Origin of the sequence: Bradyrhizobium cosmicum, assembly GCF_007290395.2 — a bacterium.
Lineage (GTDB): Bacteria > Pseudomonadota > Alphaproteobacteria > Rhizobiales > Xanthobacteraceae > Bradyrhizobium > Bradyrhizobium cosmicum.
Window position 1 is genome coordinate 4,757,093 of the sequence record NZ_CP041656.2, and the last position, 16,250, is coordinate 4,773,342.

Genomic DNA, 16,250 nt, shown 5'->3' on the forward strand with positions numbered 1-16,250 from the left:
GCGCTAATTCCCCTGTAGCGGGCTGATCTCTTCCTCGAGGCATCCGACCACCAGCTTCTCGCCGAACTCAACGAGGTAGATCGGAAGGTTTGCATCCGTATGCCTGCCGACCTGGACGATTTCGCCGGTATCCCCGACTCCGACCAGACGACCATCAGCCGGTGCGTCCGGAAACGATCCGTCGTTCATCAAATCAGTCACCGCTTTGACGCGCTGGCCCCACTGATATTTCGGGAGTCTCGGTTCAGGCATCATGATGTGGCTCCTGGCAGTGGCAGATCCTCGACCTCGTCGCGCGGCGTGACCGGATCGAGCTCCTTGCGCTTCATCCCGACCCGATTGCCGCTTTCGAGGAATTCGACGCCGTAGATGTAAAATTGCTGCAGAAAGGTTCCGATCGAGACGACGTAACCGACCTCGCCCTTCTTCGCGAGGATGTCGCCGATCTCCTTGCCGGCATAAGTGCCGTCGTTTCGGATGGTGCGCTTGGCCCGCACTCTTTCGCCGAAATTGAAGAAAGGCGGCGCCGACAATTCGACGACGTCGCTGTCACGAACGATGTTGCTCATGCCGAACTCCCTGAGCCTCGCTCCAGCCGCACCGACACCCTGGCGCGTGCGACCTCGCGCACCAGGCTGTCCTGGTCCTCGGCGAGATCGGACAATTCCGACACCGCCGCGCGGCTCGCCACCTCGTACCGGATGCGCCAGTCCGGATCGCGGCGCAGCAGCGTCAGGACCTCCGGCGAAAGCCGCCGGGCCACTTCCAGACGCACCGAGGCGTCGCAATCGTTGATCATGCCGAGCAGCCACCCGTCGGGAAGCCGCCGCGCCACCACACGGCGCACCTCGGCCTCCGGGTCGTCGATCATACGCCCGAGCAGCGGCGGCGCGATCCGGCGCGCGACCACGAGGCGAACGTAGTAGTCCTCGTCGGACACCATGGGCAGCAGTTCGTCACCATCCAGAAGCGTGACAACCCGCATCCTCACCTCGCGATGCGGATCCTTCCGCAATCGCAGTGCGTATCGCTTCGGCAACCGTCGGACCGCGTTCCAGCGCACGGTTTCGTCGACATCGGCGAGCAGCGTCGGCAGCAGGAACACATTGGCGAATTTCGCAGCGATCGCGCGCACCTCGAAATGCGGGTGGCGGAGATAACTGTCCGCGAGGCCGGGATTCCAGTTGAAGAAGCGGTCAATCCGGCGGGCATAGCGGTCGTTGACGCAGGCATGCTTCAACCGGCAACGACCGCCGCCGCTCAGCGCAAGATGCGCACAGGCGGTGCAGTCGACTTCCTGGCCCTGCCAGTCGCGGGCTTCATCGATGTCGTCACTCATCGTCCCGCCCCATGCGTTCGAGCACACCGAGGAGAACCTTCGCCCCAATCTTGTCGGTCGGATCGAGCTCCAGCAGCTTGGCGACGGCCAGCCGCCCCTCCTCCATGCGTCCGAGCCGCATCTGGAGGTAGGCGTAGCCCTTCAGCGAGAACAGGAAGAACCGCGGCAGGACGCTCTCGTAGCGGCTGAATTCGGCGTCAGCCGCGCCCACAGTGCGCCAGTCGGCGGCGAAATGGTTCGCCTCGGCTGCTTTCTGCAGGCAGCGTTCGGCGACGTCGAGCGCCTCGGCGAGGCGCCCCTTGTAGAAATAGAAGCGATAGAGGCCGATCAGCACCGCCGCATGCCCGGGGGCGATCGCAGCGGCTTCCCGCAGGTGGTTTTCGGCAATATCGTCCAGATGGTAAGACAAGCCAGCCTGCCACAGATGATGCTCGGCTTCGCTGGGCAGCCCGCCGCCGAGCAACGCGCCGGCGAGCAGCGCGTCGTTGATCTCTGATTGCGGGCTGAATAGCGTGTCGGGCATCGGCTGTGGCCTATCGTCCTCAGTGATGTCCGCAGGAAACCTGCTTCGGATCGTGGAACACCAGCCCGGTCTGGGTCGGCGTATCCGCAAAATCGATGGTCACGCCATCGAGCAGCAGCCGGCTCTCCGCGGGCAGGAACAGCTTGACGCCGTCACGTTCGACGATGGCATCGCCCGACAGGGGCGTGGCAAGCACCTTGATGTCCGCGGCGAGGCCGGAGCAACCGCCCGGACTGACGGCGAGGCGGAAGCCGCTCCCCGCGGGGCCATCCACGCGGAGCATCATGCGCATGAATTTCTGCGCCGCCGGTGTGATCGTGAAGTTCATGTCCTTCCTCCTCTTTAGGCGGGCGCCTGATAGCGCGGCAGCGACGTGTCGATGACGCAGGTGTTATCGACCGGACACACCGCCACGCATTGCGGCTCGTCGAAATGACCGAGGCATTCGGTGCACTTTTTTGGATCAATCACGAACGTCCCGCCCTTCTCGCGGATCGCGACGTTCGGACATTCCGGCTCGCAGGCCGAACAGCTCGTGCACTGCGAGGAGATGATCTTGAATGGCATCGCTTCCTCCGGGGTCAGGCGGCCGAAATCAGCGCGCCCTGGCGGATCGCAGCGTCGCCGCGCTCCACATGCTCGATCTCGCCGCTATTCACCTTGTCGAGATAGGCCCTGAACCAGGCGATAGCCGACTTCTCGATGAACTCGTGGGCAAATTGATCGACCGGCTCAATGCCGGCCTTGATCAGATCGCCCTTCGGGCAGCCGCCGATCTTGGCCACGAACACCGCATGACAGTCATTGATGGCGCGGATGATGGTCTCGAGGCTGTCCTCCTCGCCGTAACCGCCCTGGCAATAGAGATCGACACGGCGATGGCCGACGAACTTGGCGCCCGCGGTGGAGAGTTCATAGACCTGGAACTCCTTGGCATGACCGAAGTGCTCGTTGATCAGCCCGGAGCCCTTGGTCGCAACCGCGACGAGGACCTTGATGTCGCTCGAGGCACCGGCGAGTTCCGCCAGTTCTTCCTGCTTCGCGGCCACCTTGGCGACGCGCTCCTCCTCGACCTTGGCCTGGTAGGCCTTGCGGGTGTCGGAGTCGTACTTGACCTCCATCGCCATGATCTTCTCGGTGGTGAACTCGGCGCTGCGGTCCTCTCCAAGCAGACCCACCGCATCGGCACGGCACTGGCGACAATGCCGCATCATGTTCATCTCGCCTTCGCAGGAATCCTGCAGGGCCTTCAGCTCCTGCGCACTCGGACCACGCTGGCCGTTCAGGCCGAACACAGTGCCGTGCTCGGGCGCGGAGATCAGCGGCATGATGTTGTGCAGGAAGGCGCCGCGCGATTTCACGGCCTTGTTGACCTCGACCAGGTGCTTGTCGTTGATCCCCGGGATCATGACCGAGTTGATCTTGCAGAGGATGCCGCGCTCGGTAAGCATCTCGAGGCCCTGGAGCTGGCGATCCGTCAGGATCTTGGCAGCCTCGACGCCGGTGTATCGCTTGTGCTTGTAGAAGATCCACGGATAGATCTGCGCGCCGATCTCGGGATCGACCATGTTGATCGTGATCGTGACGTGGTCGACGTTGTACTTCGCGATGGTGTCGACGTGGTCGGGCAGCATGAGGCCGTTGGTCGACAGGCAGAGCTTGATGTCGGGCGCCGTATTGTAGATAAGCTCGAAAGTCTTGAAGGTCTTTTCCGGGTTGGCCAGCGGATCGCCCGGACCGGCGATGCCGAGGACGGTCATCTGCGGGATGGTGGAGGCCACCGCCAGTACCTTCTTGGCGGCCTGCTCAGGGGTGAGTTTCTCGCTCACCACGCCCGGGCGCGATTCATTGGCGCAATCGTATTTACGATTGCAATAGTTGCACTGGATGTTGCAGGCCGGCGCGACCGCGACATGCATGCGCGCGTAGTGGTGATGCGCTTCCTCGCTGTAGCAGGGATGATTCTTCACCTTCTCCCAGATCTCGGTCGGCAGATCGCCCTGCCCTGCACTCGAGCCGCAGCTCGCCTTGCCACTGCCGCCGGTCGTGCCGCAGCCCTTGTGGTCGGCAATCGCCTGCATGATCTCGCCGACATCGGCGACGTTGCCGCTCACTTCGTGTTGCACTGAAACATCCATCGCCCAGTTCTCCCTGATGCCGAATGAGTTTCCCGGGGCCCGACTTCCGAGAAGCAGTCTAAGAGTGGTTCTAGAGAGGTATTAGCAACTCGCATGCCATGGCTTCGGCCGGGCACATTCTTCTCTCGCGTCAAAGAGTTAGCGAACGATCCGGCAAATGTCGGATTGCCAACATCGGCGCGCGTCGCGACGATGCATGTTGCAAAGGTGACAGCCGCAGCGACCACGACGGCGCGCGATGACGATCGACGCAAGAAGCCGCGCGAGCATTGCCCGCGCGGTCCCGTCGGATCGAGATGGATGAGATCACCCCGCGAGCACGATCTCGATCGCACGCGCGAGCGGGATCGCGAGCGGCGTCAGGCCCTGATTGACGAGGAAGCGGAGCTCGTTCTTCGATAGCGCGTCCGGCTCGACAACAGCATAGTGACTCTCGGCCGATCGCTTCGACACCTGACGCGCATAGGTGCGCAGGAGCTGGTCGTTGAACCGGCAGCCGAGGAACAGGAAGTTGCGGCCGGTGCGACGCGCCTTCACCTCGTCGGGAATTGGCGTCTGGATGTCGATCTCGGTCAGGACCTCGACATAGTCGGCGTCGGTGATCAGGAAGTTCTTCGCCGGCGCAATGCTGCCATGCGGCTTGTAGAGGACGGTGTCCCACCCCTGGGCCAGCGTGCGATCAACTTCCATTCCGGCGGGATCGTAGAAGCGGTACCAGCGGTCCTCACCAATGCCGGCCCGGGTGATACCCTGGATTTCCCCCCAATCGCTACGATCGGCGAGCGCCGTTCGCATCGCGCCGTCGTACCAGCTGTCGACGATCAGGGGCAGGGACAGCGTCGCGAGGTGACGATGCAGCGGGGTCGGCGCGACCGGCGTGGCGAAGGCCTCCGACATCAGCGCCGTAACGGTGGAGCGATGCTTCGTGCTTTCGATATGCTGTGCCGCGGCCCAGGCATTGCCCCTGGCCCGCCGCGGCAGTGCGACCTTGCTGCCGAGGAAGGCCGCAAGCGCTTCCGGATTCATCGGTACGCCCGGCTTGGCCAGCTCGGTGACGCCGGTCCCGAGATAAGGAATGACGCTGCCGGCGCGCAGCTTCGCAGTCACCTCGCGGAGGATGGCTTCGGCATCGGCGGGACCTGCGAAATCGATCCGCGGTACGGGTGCGTTCATCGCTCCTCTCCGTCGCCGCCGCGCTTCTTGGCATTGATCGTGATCGGCAGCGTGGTGTCGCTCGCCATTTGCGGCAGGTCGAGCACCCAGCCGTTCGCGATCCTGATCCAGCCGCCCCACAACGTCTCGTGCTCGGTCTCCACGATCGGCTCTTCGAGATCCTTTTTCGGGACGTAGATCGACAGGCCGGTCTCCGGCGAGCGTCGAATCATGACTTTCATAGGCTCATCTCCGCAGGAAGAGAGGTGTCGCTCGCGCGTTCCTGCGAAGGAGACAATGCTCTCAGTTTCTCTATGATGTCAGGCAGCGCCGCGAGGACGCAGTCGATCTCGTCGGCGGTGGTCTCTCGCGATAGTGAAAAGCGGATCGCCCCGCGCAGTGCCGTCGGCGGCACATTCATGGCGCGCAGCACATGCGACGGCTCCATCGATCCGGACGCACAGGCCGACCCAAGCGAGGCGGCGATGCCGGCGCGGTTCAGATGATGAATGATGGCTTCGCCCTCGAGCCGTTCGAAGGCGATATTGGAGGTATTCGGCAGGCGGCTCCGGACATCGCCGAGCGCCACGCAATGGCCGAGCCTCAGGACACCCTGCTCCAGCCGGTCGCGGAGCGCGGCGACCTGCGTCCGCTCTGACTCGAGTTGCGCCGTTGCAAGCTGCGCCGCCTTGCCGAGTCCAACGACGCCGGGCACGTTCTCGGTCCCCGCCCGGCGGCGGCGTTCCTGCGGACCGCCGACGATCAGCGGCTTGAACTTGATGCCTTTACGCACATAGAGCGCGCCGATCCCCTTGGGTCCATGCAGCTTGTGGCCGGAGAGCGACAACATGTCGATTTCGGTGTTTTTCAGATCGATCGGAATCCGGCCGACGGCCTGGACCGCATCGGTATGAAACAGCGCGCCGGCCGACCGCGCCATCTTGGCCAGAAATTCCACCGGGAAGATCGTGCCGGTCTCGTTGTTGGCCCACATTACCGAGGCGACCGCCGTGCGCGGCGACAGCGCGCGCCGGAACGCCTCGATATCGAGGCGGCCCCGCGTATCGACGGGAATGAGATGGCTCCTGATACCGCGGCGGCCGAGCTCCTCGACCAGCGACAGCACGGCCGGATGCTCCACCGCCGTGGTGACGACCTCGTCACGCCCCTCCTGCACCGCGAGCGCCGACAGGATCGCCGCGTTGTCGGATTCGGTGCCGCCCGACGTGAAGACGATCTCGTGATCGTAGGCCGCACCGATCAACGTCTGCAGGCTCTTGCGCGCCTGCTTCAAGGCCGGGGCGACCTCGCTGCCAAACGCATGCGACGACGACGCATTCCCGAATTGCTCGGAGAAGAACGGCAACATCGCCGCGACGACGGCGGGGTCCGTGCGGGTCGTCGCATTGTTGTCGAGGTAGACTGGCCGCACGGAACGTCCCTCTCGATGTCGCCTCAGTGCCGGGCTTTTGCCGCTCCGGCGACCGGAATCAGGCGGACAAACTCGCCGAGACGCTCGACCAGACGGGCCTGAATTCCCTCCAGCGTCGCGCTGGCGAGTTTGCAGAACACGCAGGCGCCGGTGAGCCTGACCATGATCTTGTTGCCGTCGATCTCGAGCAATTCGCAATCGCCGCCATCGCGCTTGAGGTTGGGCCGGATCTCATCGAGTACGGCCCGGACGATGCGCTCGCGGTCCGTCGGTTCGGCGGCGGGCAGCTGCTTGAGTGGTTCGGATTCAACGAGCATGCGTGTTCTTTCTCTGGCAGATCGTTTCGTGGGAGCAGTGGGATCAGCTGAACGACTTGCCGCAGGAGCAGCTCGACTTCGCGTTCGGATTGTCGAAGGTGAAGCCCGAGCCTTCCAGCGCCACCACGAAGTCGATCGTGGTGCCGTTGAGATGCTCGTGGCTCGCATTGTCGACGAACACCTTCACGCCGCCGCGTTCGATCACGGTATCGTCGGGCTTGGCTTCTTCCGCGAGGCCCATCATGTATTTGAACCCGGCGCAGCCGCCGGTTTCGACCATGATCCGCAGGCCATTCGCCGGCTCCGCTGCGGAGGAGATCGCGGTCTTCACCGCATTCACCGCACTGTCCGTCAGATTGATCATCGTTCGCCCTCTCTATCTGGGTCTGTTGGCATAGGGATCGCAAGTCCCGTGCCACCCGGCACGCACTTGAAAACGCTGCATTTTTCTTCTGACTTTGCCTGTTGCGTTTGCGACGCGTGTCGGATTTCCGACACAGGCTTTGGCGGCGCCGCAACAAACCTATCGGCGAGACCGCCCCGCTCCTCGCGCAATTCCAGCGCAAGAACTCACCAAATGCGCGATGACTTGAACTTTCGGTGCGCGCGCAGGCGGTCGGCAAACTCCTTGCATAAGGTCACTCACACAACGGCAGGCGTGATTTCGCGCCGGCCGACACCGCTGCGAGCGCATTGAACGAGGAGGCTTTCATGACGTCGATCGACAACACCGCCCTTGGCCGGCTGGACAAGGAGGGCCGGCTGTTGAACGCGGTGCTGAAGGGCGACACGACAAAGCCGGGCCGCTTCGGCTTTCGCGGCGATATCGCGCTGAAGTTCCAGGCCCAGGTCGCAGACGAGAAGCGCCCGCCGGACTATTCGATCGAGCAGGTGTTGACCGTGGCGCAGGAGGGAGAGGCGACGATCCCCGTGCTGGCCGGCTACCTGCATTCCTTCGCCTACCTGGCCGACCTTGCAAAGGTGCTCGACGGCGCGTTGACGCCCAAGGGCAGCTACTTCATCTTCTGCAACAACATCGACCTGCTGGCCAAATACCGCACCAGGATCGGCGATATCACCTTCCGCGTGCTGCCCTGCGACGAATCGACCGTCTGGAAAGAGATGATGGACCTCGCTGGTGTCGACAAGAACGACATCAAGAAGCTCGATACCGCTGGCAAGCTCGATTACCTGCTCGATGTCGCAAAGGACCTCGACGGATCCTATGCCGAGATCAGCTACGAGGAAGGCCTCGCCAAGATGGAGCCGGTGAAGAATCGCAACGAGAACCGCCCGGTCTGACGCCCCGCGCGTCAGATCTCTTCGTCGCAAGCCTCGTCTTCGTCTTCGACCAGCGTCACGCCGGTGACGCAGATGTCCCCGTCGAGCACGGCAAGCGCAATGGGGGTCAGGCTCTGGCCCTTGCACGGCCCGTCGATCCCAAGACCGGTGCCGAGCTCGAAGGTCGAGCCGTGCTTGCCGCACAGCAGCCTGGTGCCGTTCGTATCCAGGAACTGGTTGCGCTCCCAGTCCAGGTTCACGCCGTTGTGCGGACATCTGTTGAGATAACCGAAAACCTGTCTGCCCCAGCGGACGATCACGATCGGCCAGGGCCGCGGCGCGCCGTCGTCGCCGACGATCATGAGTTGAAAGCCGATCGCCCTCTGGCTTGGAATATCGCTGAAGCGGCAGATCGCATAGGCGGTATCCTGTTCCATGCTGTCCTCGTTTGCGAGCCCGAGCTACCTGGGCGAGACATTGCAAGAATCGCGCTACGCAAAAGTCCGTCATCCGTCGCACCCTTGTGCGGAAACCGACATTCGCCTCGATCGACCCGTGCCAACTCGCAAGAAACGGGGGGCTTTTCGCCCGTTCGGCGGCCTTCGGCCGCCACGCTGCATGCCTGCCGCGTGGCACGAAATTTGATGTTCTTCAGCCAAAGCCCTTTGGCATGGAGAATGACATGAACGTCGCGTCCGCATTTGCCGGCTGTCCGGAAGAGGAACTGAAGTCCCTGCTCGCCGGCGGCACGCTGACCGTCTACTCGGTCGCGCGGCCGATGACGGCAGATCATGCGGTCGATCGCAGTGACGTGCTCGCAACGTTCAATTTCGCCAGTCCCGCCTTCGGTCCCACGGCGGACGGGGGCGAGACCGCCACATTTGCGGCCAATCCCGTTCCCGCCAGCAGCGTTGGCACACCGGGTTTCGCCCGCGCCTGCAAGGCGGATGGCACTGTGATCGCTGACTTCTCTGCAGGGCCTGGCCCACGCGAGATCAAATTCGCGGAGGTCTCGTGCTCGCAAGGCGCGCCAGTGAGAATTACAGCCTTCACATTCATAGCCGAAGGCGGCTGGCCGGAACGGCCTGATTATTACGACGCCCATCCCCGCCCCGGCTTCGCGATGCCGACGGTTCTCTGATTCACCGCACGCGAGCGAGGGCGAACACATGGCGACACTGGTGAAGACGACCCAGGACGGACGCAAGCTCGAAGTGACGGGGCTGGCGATCACGCTCGGCGGCAAGCTCGAGGCCAACGAGCTGATCGAAGTCAAGGATCACCCCTATCGGCGCGCGATCCGGAACGCTGCGCCCGAGGCCACGCACATGGCCGGCCGCGTCCCGCTGACGCGCGAAGAAGCAGAGATCGTCCTCGCAGCGTTCAAGCGTGCCGAGGCCGACATGCTCGCAAATCCAATCGCAATCCACGAGCGGTTTCGCATCGCCGCGATGATGAAGGCGCGTGAGCAGGGAATTGAATAGGCCAACCCGCGTGCCTCGCCGGCCTGCTGTCCGGCACACTCAGTTCATCAATCGCTTCCGCCGGCGATAGCCGCCGCCCTCATCGACTTCGAGCAACCCGCTGATCTCAGGATGGTTGACCGGCTCGCTCGATTGGTCGGGCAACAGATCCTGCTCGGCGATGCAGGCGACGTAAGGGATCTGGTCGTCCACGGCGAACATCCGATAGAACAACCCCGGTGCTCCAGGCCCCTGCATCGGGCCGACATCGGACGCCGCGGGAGACGCATCGACGTCGAAGATCACACCGCGCATTTCATAGAGGCGATGGCGGATCACCTGGCCGATATTGTATCTGGCGATCCGGGTCTTGCTCATCGCTCACCGCATAGTCCGCCGCGCTCACGCCGGGGCGTGGGTCTGGCAATTGGTCGGGCAGACCCGGGCACAGGCGCCGCAACCGATGCAGGCGCCATCGTCATTCATCACCATGACCTTCTTTTCGACCTCATCGTCATCGTCGTCGAGATCGATCATCTCGCCGTCCTCATTGAGGCCCTTCAGCGTCATGACCTCGCGGCCGCAGACCTTGTAGCAGCGGCCGCAGCCGATGCATTTCCTAGGGTCGATCGAGACCAGATAGTCCGGTCTCCAATCGCGACCATCGCGGGTTGCAGATGACATGGCGGAGTCCGTTCAGGCCTTTTCGAGCGCCTTGAGATCCTCGCGCTTGCGCTCGAGCTCGGAGAAGGCGTCGTGCGCCTTCTGGGCGACGCTCATGATCGAGGTCCAGTTGATCGGCAGCTCCTCGGAGAGATCGTGGAGATCCATCTTGGCCGCCGTGGCCTTGGCCGAGAGCTTCTTGATCTCGGCTTTCAGGGTTTCAGGATCGCTCATGTGTCACCTCAATAGTTGGCCACGTCAGGAAACTTGCGGATCATCTCAATCCCGCCGTTGACGAACTTGTCGCCTTCAGCTGCGAGCTTGCCGAGATTGTCGAATCCGTAACGGTGGACGTCGCGCAGCTGCTTGTTGACGACGATCAGCCGGCCGCCGATCAGGACCATGCGGCCGAAGCCCTCGTGATGCATCTTCAGCATCGGCGAGATCATCACGCCGGTCGCCTTCTCGATCGCGAGCGCGACCGCATTGAAGAACAGCTCCATCCGCCAGATCGTATCCGGGTCGGGATCTCCGACGATCGGCAGCGCCCGGCGCGCCTCCTTGTCGAGAATATAGGGCTCGAGCAGGTCGAGATCCTTCTTGCCCTCCCAGGCGCCGTGGGTGTCCTGGGCCCGCCAGATGTTGATGAGCTCCTTGATGAACGGAGCATCTGCCGCGGACTCGGATTGGATCAGTTCAGCCGCATCGGCCATGTTCGTTTCCCTCAATCTTCGAAATCAAGCGTGCGTTCCTGGTCCTTGGCGAGGACCTTGCGCAGCCAGGGCGGCGGCGTGCCTTTCAGCACCTCCTCGAGCTTGCTGCAGAGATCGGCGATCGCTTCCGGCTGGACTACCTTCATCGGATGGATATTGTTGGCAACGACCCGCGCCGCGCCCGAGCCGCCGATCGCCGCGACATAGAGGATCGTGCAATCCTTGATCGCCTCGATCTTCGGCGCCAGCTTGTCCTCGTTGCCGTCCTCCTTGAGGTCGCCGTCGAACTGAATCGCCTCGACGAAGCGATGTCCTTCGGGACTGACGTCGTAGATGGCGATGTTCTTGGCCCAGCCGAAATGCGCATCGACGCGCTTCAGGTCCTGGGTGGCAAAGGCGACCTTCATCAGATGATCCTTTTCTCGCGTCAGTGCAGCTGCGGCGGAACGACGGGCAGGCCGGCATCGGTGCTCCGCCAGGTGTCCGGCGTCGGCTGATGGTTGTTCTCGCGATCGGTGATGATCAGATTGGCGAGATCGAACACCAGATCGCGCGTTCCGCGATAGCCGACCGACAGCAGGTGCCCCGCACCCAGCCGGTCGAACATGGGGAAGCCGGCGCGATAGAACGGGATTTTCAGGCGCGAAGCCGCCTGCCGGCCGTGTGAATGGGTGATGAGAAGATCGCAATCGCGGGCCTTGGCGAGGTCCTCGAGGTCTTCGAGATCGCCGATCAGGACCTCCTGGGTCTTGATACGCTCGAGCACGGGCGAGGCCGTGGTGGTCACCGCCACCGTCACCTGCGCTCCCATTTCATGAAGCATGCTGGAGAGGTCGAACAGCAGATCCGGCTCGGCCCCGATCGCGAGCTTGCGGCCGCCGATGTGGAAATGCGAATCCAGCATCGCGTCCGCAAGCTGGCCGCGCTGCCGCCGATACTTCAGCGGCACCGGCCTGCCGCTGATCTCGCTCAGGAACGCGATGAATTCGTCGTTGGGACCGAGGCCGCAGAGCCGCTCGAACAGCCGGAACGGCGTGCCGGCTTTGGCCTGCATGGCTTCGGCTGCCCGCCGCATCTGCGCGCCGATCGCGATGGTCCAGGCGGCCTGGCCCATGGTGGCGATCTCGTCGACGCCGATGCCCCCAATCGTGGTCGGCGTGAACTCGTCCGGGATATGGCCGTCCAGCGAGCCGGCAAGATCCGGCAGGAACGACGGTCTGAGCCCGAAATCCTCCAGAATGGTGCGGAGTTCGTCCAGATCGCCCGGCGTGAGATGGCAGCCGGGCAGCACGTTGACGCGTGCGGCATCGCGCGGAGCGGCAGCATCGACCGGGTCGACCAGTTCCTCGACCAGCCGCGCGACGGTCTTCTCCCAGCCGTCCTGGAATGCATCCTTGAAATCCGGGGTCGAGACGTAGACCAGCGGAAACTTCTCGAGCTGCGGATGCCTCTGGCGGATCAGGCGGATGAAGCCGTCAACATCGTCACCCTTGGTCTCGGTAACGCCAGTCGAGTTGATGCCGATGATCTCGGGCTTGGTGCGATTGTAGATGTTGAGGATCGCCTGCTCGACATTCTCGTAACCGCCAAGCACGGTCGCGACCTCGCTCATCGCGGTGGTCTGCATCGGCACGGCTTCCTTGAAATGCCGCACGAACAGCGTGAGCCCGAACGAGGTGCAGCCCTGCGATCCGTGCAGCAGCGGCATCGCGCCACGCAGCCCCATGAACGCGAAGGAGCCGCCAATCGGCTGGCTCATCTTGAGCGGATTGACCGAGCAGGCCTTCTTGGACGTGGTGACGATCGCCATGAGACGCCCTACTCCGCTGCCTGGAGCACAACGGGCACCGGCTGCGCGGCGAGAATATCCTCGACACGCCCCTTGCAGGCGCCGCAGCCGCCCGACGCGCTGGTCCGTTCCTTGATGCCGTCGACGGTCGTCAAGCCATGCGCGGCTATGGCGTCCTCGATGGTCCCGAGATCGACGGCCTTGCAGAAGCAGATCTTCTTCGCCCGGCGGGTGGCCTCGGCGAGCGCGGGATCGGCCGCGATCTCGGCGGCCTGCGCGTCCATCTGGGCCATTGCCTTGGCCTGCCAGTTGACGCTGCCGGCGTCCCACGGCGTGGGCTTGCGAAGCTGCTCCCACATCGGATTGTAAAGCGCCTTATCGATCTCCTCCATCAGCTCCACCATGCCGATATAGCCCATATAGGCGTGGGATCGTTCCTGGTTGATGTCGAGCCAGGGCATCGCGGCCTTCAGCGCCACGAATTGCGACTTCCCGCCGGAGAGCATGATGTCCGCTTTCGCGTCTTTCAGCATCTTGTACATCTCGCGCGGCGTCATATCCTCGATCATGTGGGCGTCCTGGCCCATCAGCTCCTTGATCCGCTCCTTGTCCTCCTTGGTGGACTTCTTCACCGAGGTGCCGACGATCTCGAGCCCGGCCTCCTGCAACGCCGCCACGACCGACCAGGATTTCACACCGCCGGTGATCAGAAGCACCTTCTTGTCCTTGAAGCTCGGCTTGAAGCGTTCGATCGCAGCCCAGGCCTTTGCCTCCTCGCGCGCGATCACGGCTTCGGTACGGTCCATCAGTTCCGCCGGCGCGCCGCGCTCGATCAGCATGCGGGCGATCTCGCGCAGCGAGTCGCTGGAATCCTGAATGCCGTAGAACGAGCCCTCGAAGAAGGGAATGCCGTAGCGCTCCTCCATCTTGCGCGCGACGTTGATCATCGCCTTTGAGCACACCATCATCGCAGCCTTCGCGCGGTGCGAATAGGCGAGCTCGCGATATTTGCCGTCGCCGGAGATGCAGGAGAGGATGCGGATACCCAGCTCGTCCAGCAGCGGCTTCACCTGCCAGAACTCGCCGGACAAATTGTACTCGCCGATGATGTTGATGTCGTAGGGCGTGGTGTAGTCGGGCTCCTGGGTCCCGATCACATGCTCCAGTAGCGCCTCGCCGGCGAGCTTGTTCCCAAGGTTCTTCGGGCCGACGAAGCCCGGCGAATTGACCGGGATAACCGGCTTTCCGAACTTGGTTGCCGCCGCCTTGCAGACCGCGTTGATGTCGTCGCCTATCATGGCGGGAACGCAGGTCTGGTAGACGAAAATCGCTGGCGGATCGTACTTCTCGATGATCTCTCTGATTGCCTTATAGAGCCGCTTCTCGCCGCCGAACACGATATCGGTTTCGTTGATGTCGGTGGTGAAGCTTCGGCGCCAGAGATCGGAGCCGGACGAGGCGGCGCCGCGATTGTCCCAGGAATTGCCTTCGCAGGCGATCGGGCCATGGACGAGATGGGCAACATCGGTGAACGGCTGCAGCGCGATCTTGGCGCCGTCGAATGCGCAGCCGCCGGCGGCGCCGCCTGGCTGAAGCTGCTTGGTGCAACCTTTCTTGCGTTCGGCTTCGGACTTGTTGGCGTTCTTGCCGCAGCCCGGCTCGTTGAAGACGTCCTGGATGGTGGCCGACAGCGAGCTCATTCGTCTCTCCTATTCCCTGACCCGCTGCGCGAGCTCTCTGCCCCGCAGTCTCGATCGCTCTGGCTAGACTGGTGTCCGCCGCTGCCCGTTCATGGAGCAGCGGCAGACCTCCGCGACGTCAGCGGATGATGTCGAAGCTGTAGTCGGTCTTGGCAGGCACGTTGGTGTTCTTGTCGATCTCGTCGAAGATCTTGTCGAGAATCTTCACGAGCACGTTCATGCCGCCCTGATAGCCCCACACCGGGTAGCGATGGTGATGGTGGCGATCGAACACCGGGAAGCCGATGCGGATCAGAGGCGTGCCGGTGTCGCGCTCCAGGTACTTGCCGTAGGTGTTGCCGATCAGAAAATCGACCGGCTCGGTGAACAGCAGCGAGCGCATGTGCCAGAGGTCCTTGCCGGGATAGGCGTGGCAGTTCTGGCCGAACGGCGAGCTATCGAACAGCTGCTGCATCTTCTCAGCCCAACCCTTGTTGCCGTTGGTCGACAGCACATGGGTCGGCTCGGCGCCGAGTTCGAGCAGAAAGGCCGCCAGGCCATAGCAGAGGTCGGGATCGCCATAGATCGCGAACTTCTTGCCATGGATATGCGCACTGGAATCCGCCATTGCGTCGAGCAGACGGCCGCGCTCCTGCTCGAGCGCCTTCGCGATCGGCTTGCCCGCGATGCGCGAGAGCGTCATCAGAAGCTCGTCGGTGGCGCCGACGCCGATCGGATGGTTGAAGGCGACGACCTCCTGGCCATGACCGCCGATGAAGGGCAGCGTCTTCTCCGTGCAATATTGCTGCATGGAGATGGTGGCCTTGGCATGGATCGCGTTGGCGGCATCCTCCAGCGTGGTGCCGCCATCATACATGCGGAACTCGCCGTCGGTCGGGGTATCGAACACGTCGCTGTTGTCGGCGAGAATCGTGTACTCGATCCCCATCAGCTCGAAGATGCGCTTCATTTCACGGATGTTGCCGACGGTGTAGCCGTCGAAGCCGCCGATGAAGTTGATCTTTTCGTTCGGCTTGCGCTCGAGCTTCGGCGCCGTGCCGGCCTTTCCGTCCCAGAAGTGCTCTATGATCCCCTTCAGCGCGTTGTCATAGCCGGTGACATGGCTGCCGACGAATGCGGGCGTGTGGGCGAAGGGAACGTCGTACTCGGCGGGAACCGAGCCCTTTTCCTTGGACGTCTTGATGAAGGCATTGAGGTCGTCGCCGATGACTTCCGCCATACAGGTGGTGGAAACCGCGATCATCTTCGGCTTGTACATGTTGTAGGTATTGGCGAGCCCGTCGATCATGTTGTTCAGGCCGCCGAACACGGCCGCATCTTCCGTCATCGACGACGAGACGCAGGAGCTCGGCTCCTTGAAGTGCCGCGACAGATGGCTGCGATAATAGGCGACGCAGCCCTGCGAGCCGTGGACGAAGGGCAGCGTCCCCTCGAAGCCGACCGCGACAAACACCGCGCCCAATGGCTGGCAGGCCTTGGCGGGGTTGACGGTCAGCGCTTCGCGGGCGAAGTTCTTCTCGCGATATTCGGGCGTCTTGGCCCATTCGCGGATGCGCTCGACTTCCGCCGGGTCGTGCGGGTTCTCGAAGAGCGCTTTCTTGTTGGCCAGCATCTGCTGGTATTCCGGACCCCGGAACAGCTCGAAGTGATCGAGCACGTGTTCGGCATTCTGTGTCATCGTCGCATCCTTTGGATTCGTGTTCGATCGCCTGTCCCGGCTCTTCCCGGGACCGGGAAGAG

The 16,250-nt window shown here is 63.1% G+C and carries 24 protein-coding genes; 3 read left to right on the top strand and 21 right to left on the bottom strand.

From position 1 onward, the window contains the following. Positions 1-3: 3 nt before the first annotated feature. From FNV92_RS23060 to FNV92_RS23115, 12 genes are all read right to left on the bottom strand, one after another. Positions 4-252: a nitrogen fixation protein NifZ gene (locus FNV92_RS23060; RefSeq protein ID WP_143846232.1), complete on the bottom strand. Its 249-nt coding sequence runs from the start codon at positions 250-252 to the stop codon at positions 4-6. Next, positions 252-569, bottom strand: a complete 318-nt coding sequence (locus tag FNV92_RS23065; RefSeq protein ID WP_015687093.1) for a nitrogen fixation protein NifZ — start codon at positions 567-569, stop codon at positions 252-254. Before FNV92_RS23065 ends, FNV92_RS23060 begins: the two co-directional genes overlap by 1 nt. Continuing rightward, on the bottom strand, positions 566-1,339 hold the full coding sequence (locus tag FNV92_RS23070; protein WP_143844428.1) for a 4Fe4S-binding leucine-rich repeat protein: 774 nt from the start codon (positions 1,337-1,339) through the stop codon (positions 566-568). Before FNV92_RS23070 ends, FNV92_RS23065 begins: the two co-directional genes overlap by 4 nt. Then, on the bottom strand, positions 1,332-1,862 hold the full coding sequence (locus FNV92_RS23075) for a hypothetical protein (RefSeq protein ID WP_143844427.1): 531 nt from the start codon (positions 1,860-1,862) through the stop codon (positions 1,332-1,334). Before FNV92_RS23075 ends, FNV92_RS23070 begins: the two co-directional genes overlap by 8 nt. Before the next feature lie 19 nt (positions 1,863-1,881). Then, positions 1,882-2,190, bottom strand: a complete 309-nt coding sequence (locus FNV92_RS23080; RefSeq protein WP_143844426.1) for a HesB/IscA family protein — start codon at positions 2,188-2,190, stop codon at positions 1,882-1,884. A gap of 14 nt (positions 2,191-2,204) precedes the next feature. Beyond that, positions 2,205-2,429 carry a 4Fe-4S binding protein gene (locus FNV92_RS23085; RefSeq protein WP_015687097.1) on the bottom strand — a complete coding sequence of 75 codons (225 nt, stop codon included), beginning with the start codon at positions 2,427-2,429 and terminating at the stop codon, positions 2,205-2,207. Between the two features lie 14 nt (positions 2,430-2,443). Further along, positions 2,444-4,000: a nitrogenase cofactor biosynthesis protein NifB gene (gene nifB, locus FNV92_RS23090; RefSeq protein ID WP_143844425.1), complete on the bottom strand. Its 1,557-nt coding sequence runs from the start codon at positions 3,998-4,000 to the stop codon at positions 2,444-2,446. Positions 4,001-4,306: 306 nt separating this feature from the next. Beyond that, a complete protein-coding gene (locus tag FNV92_RS23095; protein ID WP_143844424.1) occupies positions 4,307-5,173 on the bottom strand; it encodes an SIR2 family NAD-dependent protein deacylase in 867 nt (288 codons plus the stop codon). Continuing rightward, positions 5,170-5,394, bottom strand: coding sequence for a putative nitrogen fixation protein NifT (gene nifT / locus FNV92_RS23100; protein ID WP_143844423.1), 225 nt, complete (start codon positions 5,392-5,394; stop codon positions 5,170-5,172). The genes FNV92_RS23095 and nifT overlap by 4 nt, the downstream gene beginning before the upstream one ends. Next, positions 5,391-6,584: a cysteine desulfurase NifS gene (gene nifS / locus FNV92_RS23105; protein ID WP_143844422.1), complete on the bottom strand. Its 1,194-nt coding sequence runs from the start codon at positions 6,582-6,584 to the stop codon at positions 5,391-5,393. The genes nifT and nifS overlap by 4 nt, the downstream gene beginning before the upstream one ends. Positions 6,585-6,607: 23 nt before the next feature. Then, positions 6,608-6,901 (bottom strand): NifU family protein, encoded by a 294-nt coding sequence (locus FNV92_RS23110; protein WP_015687102.1) that lies wholly within the window; start codon positions 6,899-6,901, stop codon positions 6,608-6,610. Between the two features lie 43 nt (positions 6,902-6,944). Then, complete coding sequence (locus tag FNV92_RS23115; RefSeq protein ID WP_015687103.1) at positions 6,945-7,265, bottom strand: iron-sulfur cluster assembly accessory protein; 321 nt, start codon at positions 7,263-7,265, stop codon at positions 6,945-6,947. Between the two features lie 347 nt (positions 7,266-7,612). Between FNV92_RS23115 and FNV92_RS23120 the strand changes: the two genes are divergently transcribed. After that, a complete protein-coding gene (locus FNV92_RS23120) occupies positions 7,613-8,203 on the top strand; it encodes a hypothetical protein (RefSeq protein WP_015687104.1) in 591 nt (196 codons plus the stop codon). Positions 8,204-8,214: 11 nt separating this feature from the next. Here the strand turns inward: FNV92_RS23120 and FNV92_RS23125 are convergent, their stop codons facing one another. After that, positions 8,215-8,619 (bottom strand): Rieske (2Fe-2S) protein, encoded by a 405-nt coding sequence (locus tag FNV92_RS23125; RefSeq protein WP_143844421.1) that lies wholly within the window; start codon positions 8,617-8,619, stop codon positions 8,215-8,217. 245 nt (positions 8,620-8,864) lie between these two features. On the opposite strand from FNV92_RS23125, the gene FNV92_RS23130 reads away from it, so the two are divergent. Together FNV92_RS23130 and FNV92_RS23135 are read left to right on the top strand one after the other, a co-directional pair. Beyond that, positions 8,865-9,323, top strand: coding sequence for a hypothetical protein (locus FNV92_RS23130; RefSeq protein WP_143844420.1), 459 nt, complete (start codon positions 8,865-8,867; stop codon positions 9,321-9,323). Positions 9,324-9,351: 28 nt separating this feature from the next. Next, on the top strand, positions 9,352-9,666 hold the full coding sequence (locus tag FNV92_RS23135) for a hypothetical protein (RefSeq protein ID WP_143844419.1): 315 nt from the start codon (positions 9,352-9,354) through the stop codon (positions 9,664-9,666). 39 nt (positions 9,667-9,705) lie between these two features. On the opposite strand, the gene hspQ is transcribed toward FNV92_RS23135, so the two are convergent. The 8 genes from hspQ to nifK all read right to left on the bottom strand — a co-directional run bounded on the left by hspQ (position 9,706) and on the right by nifK (position 16,188). After that, the gene (gene hspQ / locus FNV92_RS23140; RefSeq protein WP_143844418.1) at positions 9,706-10,023 is read right to left on the bottom strand and encodes a heat shock protein HspQ; all 318 of its coding nucleotides are present in this window, start codon (positions 10,021-10,023) and stop codon (positions 9,706-9,708) included. Between the two features lie 24 nt (positions 10,024-10,047). Beyond that, a complete protein-coding gene (fdxB, locus tag FNV92_RS23145; RefSeq protein ID WP_143844417.1) occupies positions 10,048-10,329 on the bottom strand; it encodes a ferredoxin III, nif-specific in 282 nt (93 codons plus the stop codon). 12 nt (positions 10,330-10,341) lie between these two features. Continuing rightward, on the bottom strand, positions 10,342-10,542 hold the full coding sequence (locus tag FNV92_RS23150; protein WP_015687110.1) for a CCE_0567 family metalloprotein: 201 nt from the start codon (positions 10,540-10,542) through the stop codon (positions 10,342-10,344). 8 nt (positions 10,543-10,550) lie between these two features. Next, a complete protein-coding gene (locus tag FNV92_RS23155) occupies positions 10,551-11,021 on the bottom strand; it encodes a NifX-associated nitrogen fixation protein (RefSeq protein WP_143844416.1) in 471 nt (156 codons plus the stop codon). An 11-nt stretch (positions 11,022-11,032) separates the two neighbouring features. Further along, complete coding sequence (nifX, locus tag FNV92_RS23160; RefSeq protein WP_015687112.1) at positions 11,033-11,428, bottom strand: nitrogen fixation protein NifX; 396 nt, start codon at positions 11,426-11,428, stop codon at positions 11,033-11,035. Between the two features lie 20 nt (positions 11,429-11,448). Continuing rightward, a complete protein-coding gene (nifN, locus tag FNV92_RS23165) occupies positions 11,449-12,831 on the bottom strand; it encodes a nitrogenase iron-molybdenum cofactor biosynthesis protein NifN (protein WP_143844415.1) in 1,383 nt (460 codons plus the stop codon). Between the two features lie 8 nt (positions 12,832-12,839). Beyond that, positions 12,840-14,510, bottom strand: coding sequence for a nitrogenase iron-molybdenum cofactor biosynthesis protein NifE (nifE, locus tag FNV92_RS23170; protein ID WP_143844414.1), 1,671 nt, complete (start codon positions 14,508-14,510; stop codon positions 12,840-12,842). A 118-nt stretch (positions 14,511-14,628) separates the two neighbouring features. Further along, positions 14,629-16,188 carry a nitrogenase molybdenum-iron protein subunit beta gene (nifK, locus tag FNV92_RS23175; protein WP_143844413.1) on the bottom strand — a complete coding sequence of 520 codons (1,560 nt, stop codon included), beginning with the start codon at positions 16,186-16,188 and terminating at the stop codon, positions 14,629-14,631. Positions 16,189-16,250: the final 62 nt, after the last annotated feature.

Excerpts from the sequence above, each read along its gene's own strand:
- FNV92_RS23130 (WP_143844420.1), top strand. The coding sequence starts at position 8,865 with ATGAACGTCGCGTCCGCATTTGCCGGCTGTCCGGAAGAGGAACTGAAG.
- FNV92_RS23095 (WP_143844424.1), bottom strand. The coding sequence starts at position 5,173 with ATGAACGCACCCGTACCGCGGATCGATTTCGCAGGTCCCGCCGATGCC.
- FNV92_RS23075 (WP_143844427.1), bottom strand. The coding sequence starts at position 1,862 with ATGCCCGACACGCTATTCAGCCCGCAATCAGAGATCAACGACGCGCTG.
- FNV92_RS23115 (WP_015687103.1), bottom strand. The coding sequence starts at position 7,265 with ATGATCAATCTGACGGACAGTGCGGTGAATGCGGTGAAGACCGCGATC.
- FNV92_RS23070 (WP_143844428.1), bottom strand. The coding sequence starts at position 1,339 with ATGAGTGACGACATCGATGAAGCCCGCGACTGGCAGGGCCAGGAAGTC.
- FNV92_RS23125 (WP_143844421.1), bottom strand. The coding sequence starts at position 8,619 with ATGGAACAGGATACCGCCTATGCGATCTGCCGCTTCAGCGATATTCCA.
- nifB (WP_143844425.1), bottom strand. The coding sequence starts at position 4,000 with ATGGATGTTTCAGTGCAACACGAAGTGAGCGGCAACGTCGCCGATGTC.
- FNV92_RS23110 (WP_015687102.1), bottom strand. The coding sequence starts at position 6,901 with ATGCTCGTTGAATCCGAACCACTCAAGCAGCTGCCCGCCGCCGAACCG.
- FNV92_RS23120 (WP_015687104.1), top strand. The coding sequence starts at position 7,613 with ATGACGTCGATCGACAACACCGCCCTTGGCCGGCTGGACAAGGAGGGC.
- hspQ (WP_143844418.1), bottom strand. The coding sequence starts at position 10,023 with ATGAGCAAGACCCGGATCGCCAGATACAATATCGGCCAGGTGATCCGC.
- FNV92_RS23155 (WP_143844416.1), bottom strand. The coding sequence starts at position 11,021 with ATGGCCGATGCGGCTGAACTGATCCAATCCGAGTCCGCGGCAGATGCT.
- FNV92_RS23135 (WP_143844419.1), top strand. The coding sequence starts at position 9,352 with ATGGCGACACTGGTGAAGACGACCCAGGACGGACGCAAGCTCGAAGTG.
- nifE (WP_143844414.1), bottom strand. The coding sequence starts at position 14,510 with ATGAGCTCGCTGTCGGCCACCATCCAGGACGTCTTCAACGAGCCGGGC.
- nifN (WP_143844415.1), bottom strand. The coding sequence starts at position 12,831 with ATGGCGATCGTCACCACGTCCAAGAAGGCCTGCTCGGTCAATCCGCTC.
- FNV92_RS23150 (WP_015687110.1), bottom strand. The coding sequence starts at position 10,542 with ATGAGCGATCCTGAAACCCTGAAAGCCGAGATCAAGAAGCTCTCGGCC.
- fdxB (WP_143844417.1), bottom strand. The coding sequence starts at position 10,329 with ATGTCATCTGCAACCCGCGATGGTCGCGATTGGAGACCGGACTATCTG.
- FNV92_RS23060 (WP_143846232.1), bottom strand. The coding sequence starts at position 252 with ATGCCTGAACCGAGACTCCCGAAATATCAGTGGGGCCAGCGCGTCAAA.
- nifK (WP_143844413.1), bottom strand. The coding sequence starts at position 16,188 with ATGACACAGAATGCCGAACACGTGCTCGATCACTTCGAGCTGTTCCGG.
- FNV92_RS23065 (WP_015687093.1), bottom strand. The coding sequence starts at position 569 with ATGAGCAACATCGTTCGTGACAGCGACGTCGTCGAATTGTCGGCGCCG.
- nifT (WP_143844423.1), bottom strand. The coding sequence starts at position 5,394 with ATGAAAGTCATGATTCGACGCTCGCCGGAGACCGGCCTGTCGATCTAC.
- FNV92_RS23080 (WP_143844426.1), bottom strand. The coding sequence starts at position 2,190 with ATGAACTTCACGATCACACCGGCGGCGCAGAAATTCATGCGCATGATG.
- nifX (WP_015687112.1), bottom strand. The coding sequence starts at position 11,428 with ATGAAGGTCGCCTTTGCCACCCAGGACCTGAAGCGCGTCGATGCGCAT.
- FNV92_RS23085 (WP_015687097.1), bottom strand. The coding sequence starts at position 2,429 with ATGCCATTCAAGATCATCTCCTCGCAGTGCACGAGCTGTTCGGCCTGC.